The 17,726-nt window shown below is 73.4% G+C and carries 16 protein-coding genes; 10 read left to right on the forward strand and 6 right to left on the reverse strand.

The genetic code is table 11. From position 1 onward, the window contains the following. Window positions 1-139: 139 nt before the first annotated feature. Window positions 140-916, reverse strand: coding sequence for a 4'-phosphopantetheinyl transferase superfamily protein (locus ACFWIC_RS05470; RefSeq protein WP_329951595.1), 777 nt, complete (start codon window positions 914-916; stop codon window positions 140-142). Between the two features lie 252 nt (window positions 917-1,168). Between ACFWIC_RS05470 and ACFWIC_RS05475 the strand changes: the two genes are divergently transcribed. After that, window positions 1,169-2,689: a choice-of-anchor A family protein gene (locus tag ACFWIC_RS05475; RefSeq protein ID WP_380360342.1), complete on the forward strand. Its 1,521-nt coding sequence runs from the start codon at window positions 1,169-1,171 to the stop codon at window positions 2,687-2,689. A 106-nt stretch (window positions 2,690-2,795) separates the two neighbouring features. Here the strand turns inward: ACFWIC_RS05475 and ACFWIC_RS05480 are convergent, their stop codons facing one another. Then, complete coding sequence (locus tag ACFWIC_RS05480) at window positions 2,796-3,425, reverse strand: TetR family transcriptional regulator (protein ID WP_329878896.1); 630 nt, start codon at window positions 3,423-3,425, stop codon at window positions 2,796-2,798. A gap of 62 nt (window positions 3,426-3,487) precedes the next feature. On the opposite strand from ACFWIC_RS05480, the gene ACFWIC_RS05485 reads away from it, so the two are divergent. Further along, window positions 3,488-4,441: a hypothetical protein gene (locus tag ACFWIC_RS05485; protein WP_380354129.1), complete on the forward strand. Its 954-nt coding sequence runs from the start codon at window positions 3,488-3,490 to the stop codon at window positions 4,439-4,441. 84 nt (window positions 4,442-4,525) lie between these two features. Here the strand turns inward: ACFWIC_RS05485 and kynU are convergent, their stop codons facing one another. Further along, window positions 4,526-5,752, reverse strand: a complete 1,227-nt coding sequence (kynU, locus tag ACFWIC_RS05490) for a kynureninase (protein ID WP_380354132.1) — start codon at window positions 5,750-5,752, stop codon at window positions 4,526-4,528. 44 nt (window positions 5,753-5,796) lie between these two features. Next, complete coding sequence (locus tag ACFWIC_RS05495) at window positions 5,797-6,627, reverse strand: tryptophan 2,3-dioxygenase family protein (RefSeq protein ID WP_329951599.1); 831 nt, start codon at window positions 6,625-6,627, stop codon at window positions 5,797-5,799. Window positions 6,628-6,891: 264 nt separating this feature from the next. Between ACFWIC_RS05495 and ACFWIC_RS05500 the strand changes: the two genes are divergently transcribed. Both ACFWIC_RS05500 and ACFWIC_RS05505 read left to right on the forward strand, forming a co-directional pair. Further along, a complete protein-coding gene (locus tag ACFWIC_RS05500) occupies window positions 6,892-7,326 on the forward strand; it encodes an Lrp/AsnC family transcriptional regulator (protein WP_329878892.1) in 435 nt (144 codons plus the stop codon). 88 nt (window positions 7,327-7,414) lie between these two features. After that, window positions 7,415-7,966, forward strand: a complete 552-nt coding sequence (locus ACFWIC_RS05505; RefSeq protein WP_329878891.1) for an NADPH-dependent FMN reductase — start codon at window positions 7,415-7,417, stop codon at window positions 7,964-7,966. Window positions 7,967-8,071: 105 nt separating this feature from the next. On the opposite strand, the gene ACFWIC_RS05510 is transcribed toward ACFWIC_RS05505, so the two are convergent. Further along, on the reverse strand, window positions 8,072-8,707 hold the full coding sequence (locus tag ACFWIC_RS05510; protein WP_329878890.1) for a MarC family protein: 636 nt from the start codon (window positions 8,705-8,707) through the stop codon (window positions 8,072-8,074). A 207-nt stretch (window positions 8,708-8,914) separates the two neighbouring features. Here ACFWIC_RS05510 and ACFWIC_RS05515 point away from each other — a divergent pair, with 207 nt between their 5' ends. From ACFWIC_RS05515 to ACFWIC_RS05525, 3 genes are all read left to right on the forward strand, one after another. Continuing rightward, on the forward strand, window positions 8,915-9,475 hold the full coding sequence (locus ACFWIC_RS05515) for a DoxX family protein (RefSeq protein ID WP_329878889.1): 561 nt from the start codon (window positions 8,915-8,917) through the stop codon (window positions 9,473-9,475). Window positions 9,476-9,746: 271 nt separating this feature from the next. After that, entirely contained in the window at window positions 9,747-10,445 is a 699-nt protein-coding gene (locus tag ACFWIC_RS05520) for a hypothetical protein (protein ID WP_380516056.1), read from the forward strand. Window positions 10,446-10,792: 347 nt separating this feature from the next. Beyond that, the gene (locus tag ACFWIC_RS05525) at window positions 10,793-12,613 is read left to right on the forward strand and encodes a glycosyl hydrolase family 18 protein (RefSeq protein ID WP_329951601.1); all 1,821 of its coding nucleotides are present in this window, start codon (window positions 10,793-10,795) and stop codon (window positions 12,611-12,613) included. Window positions 12,614-12,807: 194 nt separating this feature from the next. Here the strand turns inward: ACFWIC_RS05525 and ACFWIC_RS05530 are convergent, their stop codons facing one another. Further along, the gene (locus tag ACFWIC_RS05530; protein ID WP_329951602.1) at window positions 12,808-13,368 is read right to left on the reverse strand and encodes a MarR family transcriptional regulator; all 561 of its coding nucleotides are present in this window, start codon (window positions 13,366-13,368) and stop codon (window positions 12,808-12,810) included. Between the two features lie 193 nt (window positions 13,369-13,561). On the opposite strand from ACFWIC_RS05530, the gene ACFWIC_RS05535 reads away from it, so the two are divergent. The 3 genes from ACFWIC_RS05535 to ACFWIC_RS05545 all read left to right on the forward strand — a co-directional run bounded on the left by ACFWIC_RS05535 (window position 13,562) and on the right by ACFWIC_RS05545 (window position 17,715). Next, window positions 13,562-14,860 carry an MFS transporter gene (locus tag ACFWIC_RS05535; protein WP_380516329.1) on the forward strand — a complete coding sequence of 433 codons (1,299 nt, stop codon included), beginning with the start codon at window positions 13,562-13,564 and terminating at the stop codon, window positions 14,858-14,860. A 284-nt stretch (window positions 14,861-15,144) separates the two neighbouring features. Beyond that, a complete protein-coding gene (locus tag ACFWIC_RS05540; protein WP_380516060.1) occupies window positions 15,145-16,773 on the forward strand; it encodes a dolichyl-phosphate-mannose--protein mannosyltransferase in 1,629 nt (542 codons plus the stop codon). Between the two features lie 3 nt (window positions 16,774-16,776). Continuing rightward, the gene (locus ACFWIC_RS05545; protein ID WP_380516063.1) at window positions 16,777-17,715 is read left to right on the forward strand and encodes an ABC transporter permease; all 939 of its coding nucleotides are present in this window, start codon (window positions 16,777-16,779) and stop codon (window positions 17,713-17,715) included. The last annotated feature ends 11 nt before the right edge of the window (window positions 17,716-17,726 follow it).

Genomic DNA, 17,726 nt, shown 5'->3' on the forward strand with positions numbered 1-17,726 from the left:
GCGGGGCACCCTAGGGACTCAACGGGGGCTGCGCGGGCGATCGCGGCGCGGACAGCCGGGGCGTCCGGTTCCTCCGCCCTGGTCAGGACGCTAACACCGCTTATCCGGAGCCCCTCCGGGCGGGTGGATCCGCGGCCGGTCAGCCGGCCGGCGGCGCCAGCACCACCACGCGGGGCGGCACGGCGCTCACCGCCGCGACGGCCGCGCCGTGCGCGTCGTCCACCCAGTCGAGCAGGTACAGCTCCTCGAATCGGCTGAGCAGCGGCCCGCCGGCGGGCAGGTCCAGGGCGAGGCCGGAGAGGTCGACGCCGGCGAGTTCGTCCAGGCTGGTGCGGCCGATCTTGATCAGCGACTCCTTCCGGACCCAGAACCGCAGGAAGGCCGACGCCGGGTCGGCGTGCGCCTCGACCTGCCGCAGCTCGGCGGCGGTGAGCACCCGCCCGGCCACGTCGAGCAGGCTGCCGCTGCGGGCGTTCAGCTCGACGTCGACCCCGATCGGCCGGTGTCCGGCGGCGGCGGCGACCACGCCCTTGGTGTGCGAGAGGCTGACCGAGACGTCCGGGTGGTCGGGCAGGTACGGCTTGCCGTGGTCGCCCTTGCCGCAGTCGGGGCAGTTCTGCGCCAGGGTCAGCCCGGCGGCCGGGACGCCGAGCAGCCGGGCGGCGCAGAGCCGGACCAGGATGTGCGCGGCGGTGAAGTCGACGCGCGCGGCCTCGTGGCGGAACCGGGCGGCGCGCTCCTTCTCGACGGCGGTGAGCAGGTGCTCGCCGGCCTCGGGGTGGCGCAGCACGTCGGCGCTGGCCGCGACGGTGGCGAGTGCGGCGTCCGTGCCCGTGTCCGCCCCCGTGCCCGTGCCCGTGTCCGCGTCCGGGCGGGTGTCCGGGTTCTCGTGCGTCTGCTGGGGCTCGGAAGTCATGGTCACAACCTAGCGGGGAGGGGCGGCCCACGGGGCCGGTCGGCCGTTCGACGGATTGTCGGATCGCTACTGATGGTCTGTAGGGTGTGGATCGTCCGATTTGATATTTGATGTCCCGGATCTGAGGGAATCAGGTGGGATGATCCTGTATCAAACGGAACGAGGCAGGTTGTGCAACCTGCCCTTTTCTCTGCGCGGAGGAATGTGTCGATGGATCAGGGCACCGGTACGCCGGATCACAGAAGAACCGCCGTGGAGCGCGCGCCGGCCGCCGGCCGGCGACGGACCGTCCGGGTCGCGGTGGCGACCGCCGTCGCGGCACTGCCGCTGGCGGCGGTGCTGACGGTCGGCTCCGCCGCGCCGCTGGCTCCGCCGCTGGGCGCCTGCAGCGGGCCGGACTGCCCGGCCACCTGGCCGCCGCCGAACAACGGCGACTTCCCCGGCCGGGACGCCACGATCAACGTCTTCACCGGCGGCGACTACACCGTGAACGGGCGGGCCGCCGAGGCCGAGGGCAAGATCGTCGCGCTCGGTGACTTCACCGTCGACAAGAGCGAGGGCGGTGGCGCCTACAACGCGGGCGTGGTCGGCGTCGGCTCCCGCGTCGTGCCGCCGAACGGCAGCGACTTCCTCACCGTCGGCGGCAACGTGACCATGCTGCCCGGCAACTCGCTGCTGATCGGCGGCAGCGACTCGCAGGGCCAGGCCTTCGGCAACCTGCGCTACGCGGGCACGCTCACCGGCACGGTCTCCATCGACCCGACCGGTCAGGCGATCCAGGACGCGAACGCCGCCGCGCCGTACCAGTCGGTGCTCACCCAGATCGAGGACGTCTCCGCCTGTGTCGGGCGGGCGACGGCCACCGGCACCGTGGCGGTCACCATGACCGAGGCGACCTTCACCGGTGACGGCACCAGCATGAAGCAGGTCTTCAACGTCACCGGGAGCCTGGGCGCGGCGGCCCGGCAGATCGGCCTGGTGTTCAACAACATCCCGGCCGGTGCCACCGTCGTGGTCAACATGCTGTCCGACGACGCGAACATCAACACCTACACCGGGACGGGCCTGCCGGGCGACCCGACCACCGAGATGCGCTCCAAGCTGTTGTGGAACTTCCCCACGGCCACCTCGGCGCAGATCCTCGGCAGCGCGCAGTTCCAGGGCTCGGTGATGGCCGGCAACCCGGCCGGCACCACCACCATCGCCATGCCGGGCATGAACGGCCGGGTCTACCTGGCGGGCAACCTGATCCAGACCGGCAACGGCGGCTACGAGATCCACAGTTACCCGTTCGACGGGGACCTGCCGGACTGTGAGGTGACGCCGAGCCCGTCGCCCACCTCGCCGACCTCCTCCCCGACGTCGCCGACCGCGAGCCCCACGTCCCCGACCGCGAGCCCGACCTCGCCGACGGCCTCGCCGACGTCCCCCACCGCGAGCCCGACGTCGCCGACCGCGAGCCCCACGTCCCCGACCGCGAGCCCGACGTCGCCGACGGCCTCGCCGACCTCGCCCACCTCCTCGCCGAGCTCGTCCAGCGCGGCGCCGACCAGCCACGGGCCGACGAGCCACGGGCCGGGCGGCCACGGATCGGGCAGCCACGGTCCGACCGGCCACCACCCGGCCCCCGGCAAGCCGGGCGGCGGGGGCGGTGAACTGCCGTCGACCGGCGCGGGCAACGGCCCGGTCGTCCTCGGCCTGGCCGGCGTGGGCCTGCTGGGCCTCGGCGGCCTCGCCGTGCTCGCCGCCCGCCGTCGCGGACGCCACAGCTAGCCGCGTCCCGCAGTCGGCCCCGGGCCGCCCGGTCACCTCGACCGGGCGGCCCGGTCCGTTCCCGCCGGGACCGGCGCCCACCCGGGGTGCGCGGCCCGGCGGCCGTTCACCGGGCGGGCGGCCACCCCGCGAGGCCCGACCCCAGCAGGCCGAACCCCGCGGTCACCGCGGCTTCCACCCTCGTGCGGACCGCGTCCACCGGCTCGCCCGCCACCATGCCCCGCCGGATCTCCGCGAACACCGCCCGGTGCGCCCCGGCGATCGCGCCCGCGACCAGCCGGGGGAGCGGGGCGTCCGCGGGTGTCCCGGCCTCCTCGGCCAGTGCCGCCGCCAGCGCCCGCTCGGCGCGCTCGCCCAGATCGAGCAGCCGTGCGCGGAGCGCCGGGCTCTCCGCGACCAACCGCCAGAACACCGCCGCCTGCGGGCTCAGCCCGTACGTCGGCTCGCCCGCGTCCAGCCCGGCCAGCAGGTCCGTCCGGACGGCGTCCACGACGGACGCGCCCGCCGGACGCTCCCGCACCACTCGCGCCAGGTGACCCTCCACCTCGTCCTGCCGGTCGAAGAAGAGGTCCTCCTTGGTGGGGAAGTAGTTGAACACCGTGTTGGGCGAGACCCCGGCGGCCCGGGCCACCTCGACCACGGTCACCTGCTCGAACCCGCGCTCGGCGAACAGCCCCATGGCGGTGTCGGCCAGCAGGGCGCGGGTCCGGTGCTTCTTGTCCTCGCGAAGTCCCATGCCGAAATCATAGTGCCGCACCAAACTTGCAGTGACACCAATAATGTCGGCTACGGTGAGGCATGACCTTCACCTTCGGCATCTATCCCGGCGGCCTGCTCGGCGACGACACCGGCACGGTCGCACCCGTGAGCCCCGACGACCCGGACCGGATCACGGCCGCACTGCGTGACCTCCAGGGCGGGGCGCCCACCCTGCTCGTCCGCGCCTACCGCTCGTACCCGGAGGGGCCGGCCACCCCGCCCACCCCGGCCGGGCCGGAGCGCTACGCCGTCGAGGGCCGCCGGCTCGACCTCGTCCTGCAGTTCCGCGAGCCGACCGGACGGCTGGACGGCTGGCTCGACTTCGTCCGGCGGACCGTCCGCACCGAGGGCCACCGGATCGGCGTGCTCCAGATCTGCGAGGAGCCGAACGCCGACTCGCCGGTGCTCGACGGCTCCGTCCCGAACGTCCGGCAGGCCCTGGTCCAGGGGGTGGTGGCGGCCAAGGAGGAGGCACTGGCCTGCGGCCTCGACCTCGCGGTGGGGTTCAACGCGGTGCTGACCTTCGACCCCGCCGACACGTTCTGGCCGGACCTCGGCGCGCTCGCCGACGAGCGGTTCCACCGCGCGCTCGACTACGTCGGTCTGGACTTCTTCCCCGACGTCTTCCGCCCCGTCCCGGCCGAGCGGCTCGCCGAGGTGGTCGCGGCGGTGCTCGCCGGCTTCCGGAAGGAGAGCGTCGCCGCGGCCGGCATCGGCCCGGCGGTGCCGATCCGGATCTGCGAGCACGGCTGGCCGACCGGGCCGGACCGCTCGGAGGGGCGGCAGGCCGAGGTGGTGGAGGAGGTGGTCCGGACGGTCGCGGGCCTCGCCGCCGAGCTGAACGTCACCGGCTACGGGCACTTCGGCCTCCGGGACGCGGACAGCGCCGGCCCCGGTCCCTTCCACCACTTCGGCCTGCTCCGGGACGACTACACGCCCAAGCCGGCCTTCGGGGTCTACCGGCGGCTGATCGCCGAACTGACGGCGGTCTGAAGCCGGCCCGACGGCGGCCCCGACGGAGGTCCGGCGGCGGCGGCCCCTCGCCCGGTCCTGCGGGGGAGGGGCCGTCCGGGCCGGTCAGGTCACCTCGCCGCGGCGGGCGAAGCGCTCGTCCTTCCACTCGCCGCTCTCCAGCACCTCCGCCAGGTGCCGCGCGGCGTCCCACACGTCGGTGTACGAGAGGTAGAGCGGGGTGAAGCCGAACCGCATGAGGTCCGGCGCCCGGAAGTCCCCGATCACCCCGCGCGCGATCAGCGCCTGCACCACCGGGTAGCCGTCGGCGTGCCGCAGCGCGACCTGGCTGCCCCGCCGGGCGTGCTCCCGCGGGGTCGCCACCTCGATCCCGTCCAGCCCCTCCACGAGCGAGACGAACAGGTCGGTCAGCGCCAGGCTCTTGGCCCGGACGGCGGCCCGGTCGACCCGCTCCCAGACGTCCAGCGAGGACTCCAGCGCGGCCTGTCCGAGCAGCGAGGGCGAGCTCGTCAGGAAGCGGCCGATGCCGTCCTTCGGCGCGTAGCCCGGCTCGAAGGCGAACGGGCGGGCGTGTCCGAACCAGCCGCTCAGGGGCTGCTCCGGGCCGGCCTCCAGGTGCCGGCCGGCCACGTAGAGGAAGGCCGGCGAACCGGGTCCGCCGTTCAGGTACTTGTAGGTGCAGCCGACCGCGAAGTCCGCGCCGCTCGCGCCGAGTTCGACCGGGAGCGCGCCGACCGAGTGGCAGACGTCCCAGATCATCAGCGCCCCGGCGGCCTGCACCCGGGCGGTGATCCCGGGCATGTCCAGCAGCTCGCCGGTGCGGTAGTCGACGTGCGAGAGGACGACCGCGGCGACGTCCGCGTCCAGGTGGGCGTCCAGCTCCGCCGGGTCCACCAGCAGGCTGCGGGCGCCGGGGACGAGCCCGGTCACGCCCTCGGCGATGTACAGGTCGGTCGGGAAGGCCGCGCCGTCGCCGAGCACCGTCCCCCGACCGGGGCGCAGCCGCAGGGCGGCGGTCAGCACCTTGAACAGGTTCACCGAGGTGGTGTCGCAGACCACCACCTCCTCCGCAGCGGCTCCGACCAGCGGCGCGATCCGCCGGCCCAGCCGGTACGGCTGCTCGAACCAGCCCGCGTCGTTCCAGCTGCGGATCAGCTCCCGGCCCCACTCCTCCTCGACGACCTGCCGCACCCGCCCGGGGGTGCGGACCGGCAGCGCGCCGAGCGAGTTGCCGTCGAGGTAGACCACCCCCGGCGGGAGGGCGAACTCCCCGCGGAACGCCGCCAGCGGGTCGGCGGCGTCCAGCGCCCCGCACTCCTCGCGCGTGATCATGCCCAGCCTCTCGTTCGTTCTGCCCGTGCCGCCGGCCGCGCCGGTCACAGCTCGTTCCGGACGGTCCACAGCTCCGGGAAGACGTCCTGCTCGGCCGCGCGGCGCAGCCAGGTCAGGCCGCTCGAACCGCCCGAGCCGGGCTTGGCGCCCATCGACCGCTTCACCGACGCCAGGTGGCGCTGACGCCAGCGGGTCACCCGTTCGGCGACGTCCAGCAGCGCCTCGGCGAGCGGCAGCAGCCCGGCGAACTCCGGCTCCGTGTAGACCCGCCGCCAGGCCGCCGTCACCGCCTCGTCCTCCTGGTACCGCTGGTCGGACGCCTCGTGCGGCACCACCAGGCCGCGCCGGGCCAGCAGCGCCAGCGCGTCGTCGTACAGGCCGGGAGCGTGCAGCGCGCCGGTCAGTTCGGCGAGCGTCTCCGGGGTGTCCCGGTACATCCGCAGCAGCGCGGCGTTCTTGTTGCCGATCAGGAACTCCAGGTGCAGGAAGGCCGACGACTGGAAGCCCGAGGCCTCGCCGAACACCGAGCGGAAGGCGTTGAACTCCTGCGGGGTCAGTGCGGCCAGCAGGTCCCAGGACTCCACCAGCACGTCCTGGGCGTGCGTGCCGCGCCGCAGCGCGGCCAGCGCGGTCGGCAGGTCGTCCTCGCGCATCGCCTGCTGGGCGAGGGTCCACTCGTGCCGCAACAGGTCGAAGAGCAACTCCATCACCTGGGTGGTGACGATGAACGAGAGTTCCGCCGGGACCTTGCTGAGCGGGTGCTGCAGGCTGTGCAGTTCCTCCAGCCGGGCGTAGCGGGCGTACGGGGTGCCCCGACCCGGCTCCCCGCCCCGACCGAACGACAGGCTGGGTGTCTCCACCGTGTCGTGACCCATGCCGATCCCTTCTGGTTCTGCGGCGACGGACATCCAGGGGTCCGACAGCCGGACGGCCGATAACCGGACGGGCCCGGAATTCGGTCCTGCCGCCCCGGACGTCGCCGCGGCCCCATTGTGCGGCGGCCCCGGCCCGCATTTGAATGGGTGGCGGGCACGGCAACCGCGACCGGGCCTGTCGTACGAGAGGCGTTTTCCCGATTCTCCTCACGATCGCAAAGCAGCGGGATCCAGCCACTCGAAACCGATCCGCGAGGAGCCGTGATGGACGCCGTCGACCGCCGTCTGCTGGCCGAGCTGCAGGCCGACGCCCGGCTCTCGTACAACGAACTCTCCCGCCGTGTGAGCCTCTCCGCACCCGCCGTCGCCGAACGCGTGCGCCGTCTGGAGGCCGACGGGGTGATCACCGGCTACCACGCCCACGTGGACCTGACCCGCTCCGGGCTGCCGATCACCGCCCTGGTGCAGATCCAGTGCTACGGACCGCGCTGCCTGCTGCGCGACCCCGCGGTGGCGGCCTGGCCGGAGGTGCTCCAACTGCACCGGGTGACCGGAGGGGCCTGCTGCGTCCTGCTGGTCGCGGTGCCGACGATGGCCGACTTCGAGGCGCTGACCGACCGGCTCGGCGGCTACGGGCAGCCGTCCAGCTCGATGATCCTCTCCAGCCCGGTGCCCTGGCGGCCGGTGGAGGTGCCGTAGCCCGGGGCGGAAGCGGTGCGCAGGCGGCCGGGCGGCGTGAACGGCCCGGCGGCGGACCGGGGCCGGCGGAGGGAGTAGGTTCCTCGCCATGCCGAACGACCCGAACGACCGTCACATCCTGCTGCTCCCGGGCAGCCTGCGCGCCGGATCCGCCAACGAGACGGTGCTGCGCACGGCCGCCGCCGTCGCGCGCTTCACCGAGGGCATCACCGCCACCTACTACACGGGTCTGGGCGGGCTGCCGCACTTCAACCCGGATCTGGACACCGACCCGCTGCCGGAGCCGGTCACCGGGCTGCGGGCCGCGATCGAGGCCGCCGACGCGCTGCTGATCTGCGCCCCCGAGTACGCGGGCACCCTGCCGGGCGCCTTCAAGAACCTGTTGGACTGGACGGTGGGCGGCATCGAGATCGCGGAGAAGCCGGCTGCCTGGATCAGCACGGCCGGGCCGGGCCGGGGGCTCGGTGCGGAGGAGGCGCTCCGGACCGTGCTCCGGTACACCGGGGCGGTCGTGGTGGAGGAGGCCTGCGTGCGGGTCCCGCTGGCGCGCGGGGACGTCGGGCCGGACGGGCTGGTCGCGGACCCGCTGGTGCGGGACCGGATCGGCGAGGTGATGGTCCGGCTGACCACGGCCGGCTGAGCGGGGCGGGCCGACCGCGGCCCCGCCCGCCCGGCCGGCGCCGTGCCGGCCGCCTCCCACGCCGGGCCGCCTCCCACGCCCGGCCGCCGCCCTGCCCGTCGGGGCTCAGTGCCCGTCGGGCAGGTGCAGGCCCAGCCCGGCCAGTCCGTTCAGGAACAGTTCGACGCCGACCGCCGCCAGCAGCAGGCCGAGCAGCCGGGAGACCACCTCCAGCGAGGTGCGGTGGGTGTGGCGCATCAGCGGGGCGAGGACGGACACGCAGACGTAGTTGATCAGCACGACGGCGAGGTACGCGCCGGCCACGGTGACCCGCCAGCCCCAGTCGTCCTTGGTGAGCGAGCCGACCAGCACCGCGGTGACCGCCAGCGGGCTGGCGATGTAGGGCAGCAGCAGTTCGCGGATGCCGTCCACCATCGGGTTGGCGAGGTGCTCGTCCTCCTCGTCGGTGCCCCCGCCCAGGTGGACGCCGAAGACCAGTGCCATCGCGTAGGTGAAGAAGATCGTCCCGCCGGCCAGCTGCAACGACTGGTCGCTGATGTGGAACAGCGACGTGACGAAGTCGGCGCTGAAGGCGAGCACCACGCCGATCACCGCCGAGATGATCGTGCTCCAGGCGGCCAGCCGACGCAGCTCCGCGGTGGACCGGGTGCCGGCCAGCCGGGCGAAGGACAGCAGGACCTTCGGCGGGCCCACGACGGCGAAGAAGGCGATGAAGGCGCTGCTCAGGTTGAAGACGAACATGGGCCAAGCATCCCTTCGGCGGTCGGCGCGGTCCGGCCGCCACGCCCCCGGGCACGGTGTCGTCCGGCGCCGGCCACGCCGGTGGCGGTTCATTCCCGGCCGGGCCTGAAATCGCCCGGATGGCGGTCCCGAGTCGAGCCGTCGGGCGTCGTCCGGTGCTATGGAAACCGGATCGTCCCTCCGCTGGTGACTGGAAGAGGATGCGACATGGCTCTGAACCGTATCGACCTGGGCCTGCTGGCCCTGCGCGGTGCCGTCGGCGGGGTGTTGATCGCCCACGGCACCCAGAAGCTGTTCGGCTGGTTCGGCGGCGGTGGCCTGGACGGCACCGCCAAGGCGATGGAGGCGATGGGCTTCCACCCGGCCCGGCAGAGCGCCCTGGCGGCGGGGCTCGGCGAGGCGGGCGGCGGCGCGCTGCTGGTCGCCGGTCTGGCCACGCCCGCGGCCGGCGCCGTGGTCGCTGGCACCATGGCTGGCGCGGTCGCCGTGCACGCCCCGGCCGGGTTCTTCATGACCTCGGGCGGCTACGAGTACCCGGCCTTCCTGGGGGCGGCCGGTCTGGCGCTGGGGCTGGCCGGCCCCGGCCGGTACTCGCTGGACCATCTGACCGGGCACGTCTTCAACCGGCCGTGGGTCGGCGTGCTGGCCTTCGCCGGCAGCGCGGCCTCGGCGTACGGGGTGGTGGCGCGGCGCCGGCACGTCGTCCGGTTGCAGGAGGAGCGGGCGGCGGTGGAGGCGCAGGAGCAGGAGGGCGCGGGGCTCTCCTGAGCACCTGCGGGCGCTCCCCGGGGGCGTGCCGGGCCGACCCCCGGCCGCCCTCCGGGGCGCGCCGGGCGCCGCTCCGGCCTCCCGCCCGGGCACCGCGGCCCCGGGTCTGCGGCCCCGGGCACCGCCGGGCTCCCGCCCGGGTGCCCCGGGGGCGGCTCCGGAGGGTGCTCACCCGAACGCACCAGCCCTGATGGCAGGCCCGCCCCGGCCCCCGGAGGGTGGGCGGGAGGCGTGCCGGGCCCTCCGGCGCAGGCCAGAATCGAGGACCCCGATGGATCGCCAGCCGCTCAGCCGCACTGCGGCTCCGTCCCGCCGGACCGTCGCCCGGCCCGGGCCGACCGCGCGGGACCGGGCCGCCCCGCCCCGGCCCACCGTCCAGGACCAGGCCGCGCCGGCCGTCCGCCGTCCGCGCCGGGCGCTGGCGGCGGTGCTGGGCGCCGCGGTGCTCGGCGGGGCCGCACTGGCCGGCTGCTCCTCGGACTCCGCGCCGAGCAACGCCGTCTCCTCGGCCGCCGCCGCGGTGCAGTCGGGGATCGCGGGCGCCGCCTCGGCCGCCGCGTCGGCGGCGAGCTCGGCGCTGTCCTCGGCGGCGGGTGGGCTCTCCTCGGCGGCCGCGTCGGTGGCGGGCGGGCTCTCGTCGTCCGCCGCGTCGGCGCAGGCCGCGGCGTCCTCGGCGATCGCCGGGATCAAGGGCGGCCTGGATGCCAAGGGGGACACGTCGCTGGGTGCGGTGACCACCGCCTCGGACGGCAAGGTCGAGGTGCCGGTCACCGTGAACAACCACGAGCAGCAGGCCAACCGGTACGTGGTCCAGGTCAACTTCACCGACGACTCCGGCAACGTGCTGGACGCGGCGGTGGTCAACATCTCGGACGTGGCGGCCGGACAGAGCGGCCAGGGGACCGCGCGCAGCAACCGGGACCTCACGGGCTCGGTCAAGGCCGTAGTCGCCAATGCCGTGCGGTACTGAGCCGCCGGCGGCCGGTACCGGTCGCCTGCTCCGGCCCGGCCGACCCCGCTGACCCGCAGGTCAGCGGGGTCGGCCCGGTCACGGGGGAACCTTAAGGGCGGCTCAAGCCTCAACATCACCCCTTGACGGGGTAGTTGGTCTAGTCCATTTTAGTGCCCAGGTGCAGGGAGCCCCTGAACCGGCGTCAGTGGTTCGCCACTGGCGCCGGTTCGGCTTCTCCCGGCGTCCGTCGAAGGCATGCTCTCGCTCGATTCCCCATCCCGTTCTGTCATGTCCTGGTCGTACGGCCCCACCCCGTACGAGCGCCCGGGACGGACGGAATCCCCCACACCAGGAGTCACGCACCCATGCTCCGTTCACGCATCGAAAGGGCCGGGGCCCCGGTTCAGGAGGGCGGCCGTCGTCGGCGGTCCAAGAGCCTGACCGCGATCGCCGCCGGTACCACGGCCTCCCTGCTGCTCGGCGCGGGCCTCGCCCTCTCCGGCGGGACCGCGGCCAACGCCGCCGTCACCAACACCACCGGCGCGCCCGCCACCAGCGGCGGCATCAAGGTCGCCTACTTCGACCAGTGGTCGATCTACGCGAACGCGTACTACCCCAAGACGATCCAGGACACCGGCGTGGCCGGGAAGCTGGACTACCTGGTCTACTCGTTCGCCAACATCCACCCGACCAACCTCTCCTGTTTCCAGGCCACCAAGGCGGCCAACCAGGACGACAACAACCCGAACGCCGGTGACGGCGCGGGCGACGCGTTCGCGGACTACCAGAAGAGCTTCGGTCCGGACATCTCGGTCGACGGCGTCGGCGACGCCTGGGGCCAGCCGATCGCGGGCAACTTCAACCAGCTGAAGAAGCTGAAGGCGAAGAACCCCAACCTCAAGATCCTGATCTCGCTGGGCGGCTGGACCTACTCCAAGTTCTTCTCGGCGGCGGCGGCCACGGACGCCTCCCGCAAGAAGCTGGTCTCGTCCTGCATCGACATGTTCATCAAGGGCAACCTGCCGGTCGACGCCGGCTACGGCGGCCCGGGCTCGGCGGCCGGCATCTTCGACGGCATCGACATCGACTGGGAGTACCCGGGCGGTGGCGGCCACGCCGGCAACCTGGAGAGCCCGAACGACAAGCAGAACTTCACCCTGCTGCTGAAGGAGCTGCGTGAGCAGCTCGACGCCCAGGGCAAGGCCGACAACAAGACCTACGCCACCGCGGCGGCGGTCGGCGCCGGCCAGGACAAGATCCGGAACGTCGAGACCGACAAGATCGGTCAGTACCTGACGTTCCTGGACATCATGACCTACGACATGCACGGTGCGTGGGACGCCAAGGGCCCGACCAACCACCAGGCCCCGATCTACTCCGGTCCGAACGACCCGATGACCCCGGCCAAGCCGGGCAACGGCAAGTACTCGGTCGACGCGGCGATCAAGGCGTACACCGCGGGTGACCCGGACTACGGCATCCCCGGCGGCTTCCCCGCCAAGAAGATCAACGTGGGTGTCCCGTTCTACTACCGTGGCTGGACCGGCGTCCAGAACAACGGCAAGAACGGCCTCTTCCAGCCCGCCACCGGCCCCGCCGCGGGTGCCGCGCTCTCGGGCAACGTCCCCGGCATCCAGATGTACAAGGAGCTGGCCGGCTTCGTCGACAACCCGGCGAAGACCTTCTGGGACGACACCGCGAAGACCACGTACTTCTACGACGGTTCGACGTTCTGGTCGGGTGAGGACGCCCGTTCGATCCAGGCGAAGATCGACTACGCCCACTGCAACGGCCTCGGCGGCTCCTTCGCCTTCTCGCTGTACGACCTGGGCACCAAGACCGCGCTGTTCGACAAGATGGTCGAGGCCACCAACGGTTCCGCCGCCGCCTGCCCGGCCGCGCCGACCACGCCGCCCACCACGCCTCCGACCACCCCGCCGACCACGCCGCCGACGACGCCTCCGACCACCCCGCCGACGACTCCTCCGACGACGCCGCCGACCACTCCGCCGACCACCCCGCCGGGTTGCGCCGCTGCCCCGAGCTGGGACTCGGCCACCACCTACGCCACCCCGACCAAGGTCTCCTGGAAGGGTCGCTACTACACCAACAAGTGGTGGACCAAGGGCGACGACCCGTCGCTGGCCGGCCAGTGGGGCGTCTGGACCGACAACGGTCCCTGCTGAACCCCCCGGTTCGACCACCTGAGCACCTGAGCACCTGAACGCCCGTGCACCTGGAGATCCGCGGAGCGGAGACCCGAGTGCCCGAGTGTTCGAGGGCCTGACGGACCCTCGCACCGCAGTGCACCGCAGTACACAGCAGTCCGGCCCGCCGGGGGAGTCTCCCCGGTGGGCCGGACTGCTGTCGTTGCGGGCCGTCAGCCCAGGTCGGCGGTGCGGCCGAGGGCGTCCGGCTGGCTCTCCTCGATCCGGCGGAGCATCCGCGCCAGGATCCCGGAGAGGACGGTGCGGTCCTCGCCCACGACGTCCTGGAGCAGTTCCTCCTCGAAGCCGGCGGCCATCCGCATCGACTCCAACCACTTGTCGCGGCCGAGGTCGGTCAGCTCGATGATCACCCGGACCCGGTTGGCCTCGTCCCGTTCCCGGGTGACCAGGCCCTCGGTGACCATGCGGTCGATCCGGTGGGTCATCGCGGCCGGCGTGAGTCCGAGCCGCTTGGCCAGCTCGCCGGGCCCCAGCTGGTACGGACTGCCCGAGACCACCAGTGCCTTGAGCACCTCCCACTCCGCCGAGGTGATTCCCAGCACAGTGAGCTGCCGGTCGTAGGCGACGGTCATCCGCCGGGCGACCCGGGAGAGCGTCTGCACGATGGTCTCCACCTGCGGATCCACCATGGGGAATTCCCGCTGGTAGACGGCCACCTGCTCGGCGATGCCCAACTCGCGGTCGGTGGCCGGCGCGGGCTTCTCTGCAGTCATGCCGACCAGTGTCGCATGAAGAGGTGCACTCCTTAAGCCTTTGACTCAGCACTCTTCCAGTGCTAAGACTTTAGGGTCAAACTTTAGCTCTTAAGTCTTCCGGCCTTAAGAGTATCCAGTGAAAGCCAACGGATCCTTGACGGATCCGGCCTTGGCGGAGCTCGACGAAGGGGTGTGCACGGTGACCGGCACGGTGAAGCAGCAGAGGCAGCAGCGTCGCGGGGCGGGCGGCCCGCTGCGCCGCGTCCAGATCGGCAACGCGCTCAGCGCGTTCGGCAGCGGGTTCACGATGCCGTACATGTTCGTGTACGTGGACCAGGTGCGGGGACTGGGGTCGCTGGCCGCCGGGATGGTGTTCACCGTCTTCGCGCTGGCCGCGCTCGCCGTCCTGCCGTTCACCGGCCGCGGCATCGACCGGTACGGCCCGCGTCCGGTGCTGCTCGCCGGTGCCGCGCTCGCCGCCACCGGCGCGTTCGCCTTCGGTCACGCCACCGACACCCCGGCCCTGCTGGTCTCCTCCTTCCTGTTCGGCGCGGGTGTCACCACCTGCCAGCCGGCGCTCGCCACGATGATCGTCCGCTGCTCGACGGCCGCGACCCGTTCGCACGCCTTCGCTCTGCAGTTCACGCTGATCAACCTGGGCATGGGCATCGGCGCGCTGGTCGGTGGACAGATCGTGGACGTCGCCGACCCGGCCAGCCTGACCCGGCTCTTCACCATCGAGGCCGCGACCTTCCTCGGCCTCGCCCTGGTGACCGGCACCGCCCGGATCCCGAACGCCGCGCCGGTGGCGGTCCAGGGGAAGGCCGGCGGTCCGCAGGGCCTGCGCGCCCTGGTCGCCGACAAGGCGATGTTCCGGCTCTGCCTGCTCGCCGGGCTGATCTTCTTCACCTGCTACGGCCAGTTCGAGTCCGGCGTCGCGGCGTTCGCCACCGACACCGTCGGCACCGCCCCCTCCACCCTGGGCATCGCGATCGGCGCCAACGCGCTGACCATCGTGGTGCTGCAGATGTTCGTGGTGCGGATCACCGCCCGCCGCCGGCGGACCACCGCGATGGCCGCCGCCGGAGTGGTCTGGCTGGGCGCCTGGACGATGGCCCTGGTCGCCGGTCTGATCCGGACCGAGACGATGGCGGCCACCGTCGCGATCGTCTCGATCTACGCCCTGTTCGGCGTCGGCGAGTCGCTGCTCGCGCCCACCCTGGGCCCGATCGTCGCGGACCTCGCCCCGGCCCGGCTGCTCGGCACCTACAACTCCGGCTACGCCCTCGTGAAGCAGATCGCGATCGCCGTCGGCCCGGCCGTGGGCGTGCTGCTGGTCGGCTCCGGCACCTGGCCGCTCTACCTGGCGGCGATGGCCGGCTGCACCGTGCTGATCGTGGTGATGGCGCTGCGCCTGCGGCCGTACCTCACCGCGGCCCAGGACAACGCGGCCCCGGCCGTGGTCCGCACGCCGGTCCCGGTGGTCCGGGAGCTCCAGACCGCGGCGTGACGCCGGGCGCGCGACCGGCGTCCCGACCGCGGGGCGCGGGCCGCGCGCGACGGCAGCGGCGACGGGGGCGGGCGACGGCAGCGGGCGATCACGACGGGTGACCGCCGGGGGAGCCCGCCACCGGGTGGGACAGGTGTACGAAACGGGCGCCGGACCAGGATCGAGCAGGTCACCTGGACGGAGCCCGTCGCGCTTGGCTTCGCGACCACCGGCACATAGTGTCAGTGGCTGTTGACCGCCCGGCCCCGGCCGGCACAGGCGAGACAGGCGAAATCGGCGAGGCTATGACGCAAGTGGCGCTCACGCACCCACCCGCACCACCAGCCCCCGCAGCCCCGGAACCGGGGCGGCGGGGGCTGCTGCGCAAGGCGGCCGACCGGGCCGACTGGCTCGGCCCGATCGGTGTGGCGCTCTTCGCCGGACTCCTGCGGTTCTGGAACCTCGGGTACCCCAACGCCTTCGTCTTCGACGAGACCTACTACCCCAAGGACGCCTGGTCGCTGCTGCGACAGGGCTACGAGGGCACCTGGCCGGAGAACGCCAACTCCGAGATCCTGGGCGTCCCGCAGCACATCCCGCTCACCGCGGCCCCCGAGTTCATCGCCCACCCGCCGCTCGGCAAGTGGGTCATCGCCCTCGGCGAGTGGGCCTTCGGCCTGCACCCCTTCGGCTGGCGGTTCATGACCGCGCTGCTGGGCACGGTCGCCGTGCTGATGCTGGCCCGGATCGGCCGCCGGCTCTTCGGCTCGACCCTGATCGGCTGCACCGCCGCCCTGCTGATGGCGGTCGACGGCCTCCAGCTGGTGATGAGCAGGGTCGGCCTGCTGGACGGCGTCCAGATGTTCCTGGTGCTCGCCGCCTTCGGTTCGCTGCTCGTCGACCGCGACCACGCCCGGGTCCGGTTGGCCGCCGTCCGGGACACCTACGGCGGTGACGCCGTCCGGCTCGGCCTGCGCCCGTGGCGGATCGCCGCCGGCGTGTTCCTCGGCGGCGCCTGCGGGGTCAAGTGGAACGGCGCCATGGTGCTCGCCGCCTTCGGCCTGCTCACCGTCCTCTGGGACCAGTCCGGTCGGCGCTGGGCCGGCGCCCGCCGTCCCTGGCGCTCGATGCTCCGCCGCGACGCGCTGCCCGCCTTCCTCTCCACGGTCGGTGTCGCCTTCGTCGTCTACGTCGGCGGCTGGGCCGGCTGGCTGTTCACCGGCGGCGGCAGGGGCGGCACCGGCGGAGGTTTCGACCGGCACTGGGCCGACGACCGGGCCGGGCTCTCCGCGGACAGCTTCCTCGGCGTCCCCCTCCCGCAGGTCCCGATGAGCTGGGTGCCGGCGCCACTGCGCAGCCTCTGGCACTACCACGCCCAGATGTACGACTTCAATACCGGCCTGAGCACCCCGCACACCTACCAGTCCAACCCGTTCAGCTGGCTGGTCCAGGGCCGTCCGGTCTCCATGTACTGGGAGCAGGTGCCGAACGGGCAGCGCGGGTGCACCGCGTCCGGCGGCTGCGCGTCGCAGATCCTCGGCCTGGGCACGCCGCTGCTCTGGTGGGCGGCCTGCTTCGCGCTCCTCTACCTGCTGTGGCGCTGGTTCTTCCGCCGCGACTGGCGGTCGGGCGCGGTGCTCTGCGGCGTCGCCGGCGTCTACCTGCCGTGGTTCCAGTACCAGGAGCGGACCGTCTTCTCCTTCTACATGGTGGTGCTCGTCCCCTTCCTCTGCCTGGCCGTCGCCCAGATGCTCGGAGCGATGCTCGGGCCGGAGGGGTGCACGCCCGAGCGGCGACGGATCGGTGCGGCCGGGGCCGGGGTGATCGTGCTGGCGATCATGGCCTGCTTCGCCTTCTTCCACCCGCTGTACACGGCGGAGGTGATCCCGATGACGTCCTGGCAGGACCGGATGTGGTTCACCAGCTGGATCTGACCCGTGGCGGCGCTCGCGGCCGCGCAGGACCAACTGCTCCCGGTCACCCCGGTGCTCGGGGTGGTCACCGCGCTGCTGCTGGCCGCGGCCGTCGCGGTCGCGGGGTGGGGTCGGCTCGGGCACGGGTCCGCGGTGCTCCGGGCCGGGCTGCGCGCGGTGGTGCAGCTGGCTGCCGTCGCCGTGGTGATCAGCTGGGTGGCCGGTTCGCTCGGGTGGTCGGTGCTCTTCGTGCTGTTGATGTTCGCGGTCGCGGTGCGGACCGCCGGGCAGCGGATGGTGGACGGCCCGCGCACGGGCGGCGGGCGGCGCGTGCGGAGCGGTCTGCGGGCGGCCGTCGGCCGGTGGATGCCCGGCGGGCGGCGCACGGCGGGCGCGGGCGCCGAGGAAGCGGCGGGCGGAGAGGGGGCGGCCGGTGGAGAGGGGATGCCCGGCGGGGGCGGTCGCGCCTGGATGTGGGCGGCCGCGCCGATCGGGGCCGGGGTGCTGCCGGTGCTCGCGCTGCTGCTCGGCACCGGGCTCCTGCCGCCCGAGGGCCTCTCCGTCATCCCGGTCTCCGGCATCCTGATCGGCGGTGCGCTCACCGCCACCTCGCTCTCCGGCCGGCGCGCCCTGGACGAGCTCCGGCAGCGGCACGGCGAGGTGGAGGCCGCGCTGGCGCTCGGTTTCGAGGAACGGGACGCCCGGCTGGAGATCTGCCGCAGCGCGGCCGCCACCTCACTCGTCCCGGCGCTCGACCAGACCCGGACGGTCGGCCTGGTCACGCTGCCCGGCGCCTTCGTCGGCATGCTGCTCGGCGGGGCGTCACCGGTCCAGGCGGGCGCCGTGCAGCTGTTCGTGCTGGTCGGGCTGCTGGTGGTGGAGGCGGTGGCGGTCGTGGCGGTGCTGGAGCTGGTGGGCCGCGGTCTGGTCCGCGCCGGGCGGCCGGGGGAGGGGATCGGGTAGGGTGGGTGCCG

This window comes from Kitasatospora sp. NPDC127035 (assembly GCF_042726075.1).
Taxonomy (GTDB): Bacteria; Actinomycetota; Actinomycetes; order Streptomycetales; family Streptomycetaceae; genus Kitasatospora.

Coding starts and splice junctions, on each gene's coding strand:
- ACFWIC_RS05470 (WP_329951595.1), bottom strand. CDS start 916: ATGACTTCCGAGCCCCAGCAGACGCACGAGAACCCGGACACCCGCCCG.
- ACFWIC_RS05480 (WP_329878896.1), bottom strand. CDS start 3,425: ATGGGACTTCGCGAGGACAAGAAGCACCGGACCCGCGCCCTGCTGGCC.
- ACFWIC_RS05485 (WP_380354129.1), top strand. CDS start 3,488: ATGACCTTCACCTTCGGCATCTATCCCGGCGGCCTGCTCGGCGACGAC.
- kynU (WP_380354132.1), bottom strand. CDS start 5,752: ATGATCACGCGCGAGGAGTGCGGGGCGCTGGACGCCGCCGACCCGCTG.
- ACFWIC_RS05495 (WP_329951599.1), bottom strand. CDS start 6,627: ATGGGTCACGACACGGTGGAGACACCCAGCCTGTCGTTCGGTCGGGGC.
- ACFWIC_RS05500 (WP_329878892.1), top strand. CDS start 6,892: ATGGACGCCGTCGACCGCCGTCTGCTGGCCGAGCTGCAGGCCGACGCC.
- ACFWIC_RS05505 (WP_329878891.1), top strand. CDS start 7,415: ATGCCGAACGACCCGAACGACCGTCACATCCTGCTGCTCCCGGGCAGC.
- ACFWIC_RS05510 (WP_329878890.1), bottom strand. CDS start 8,707: ATGTTCGTCTTCAACCTGAGCAGCGCCTTCATCGCCTTCTTCGCCGTC.
- ACFWIC_RS05515 (WP_329878889.1), top strand. CDS start 8,915: ATGGCTCTGAACCGTATCGACCTGGGCCTGCTGGCCCTGCGCGGTGCC.
- ACFWIC_RS05520 (WP_380516056.1), top strand. CDS start 9,747: ATGGATCGCCAGCCGCTCAGCCGCACTGCGGCTCCGTCCCGCCGGACC.
- ACFWIC_RS05525 (WP_329951601.1), top strand. CDS start 10,793: ATGCTCCGTTCACGCATCGAAAGGGCCGGGGCCCCGGTTCAGGAGGGC.
- ACFWIC_RS05530 (WP_329951602.1), bottom strand. CDS start 13,368: ATGACTGCAGAGAAGCCCGCGCCGGCCACCGACCGCGAGTTGGGCATC.
- ACFWIC_RS05540 (WP_380516060.1), top strand. CDS start 15,145: ATGACGCAAGTGGCGCTCACGCACCCACCCGCACCACCAGCCCCCGCA.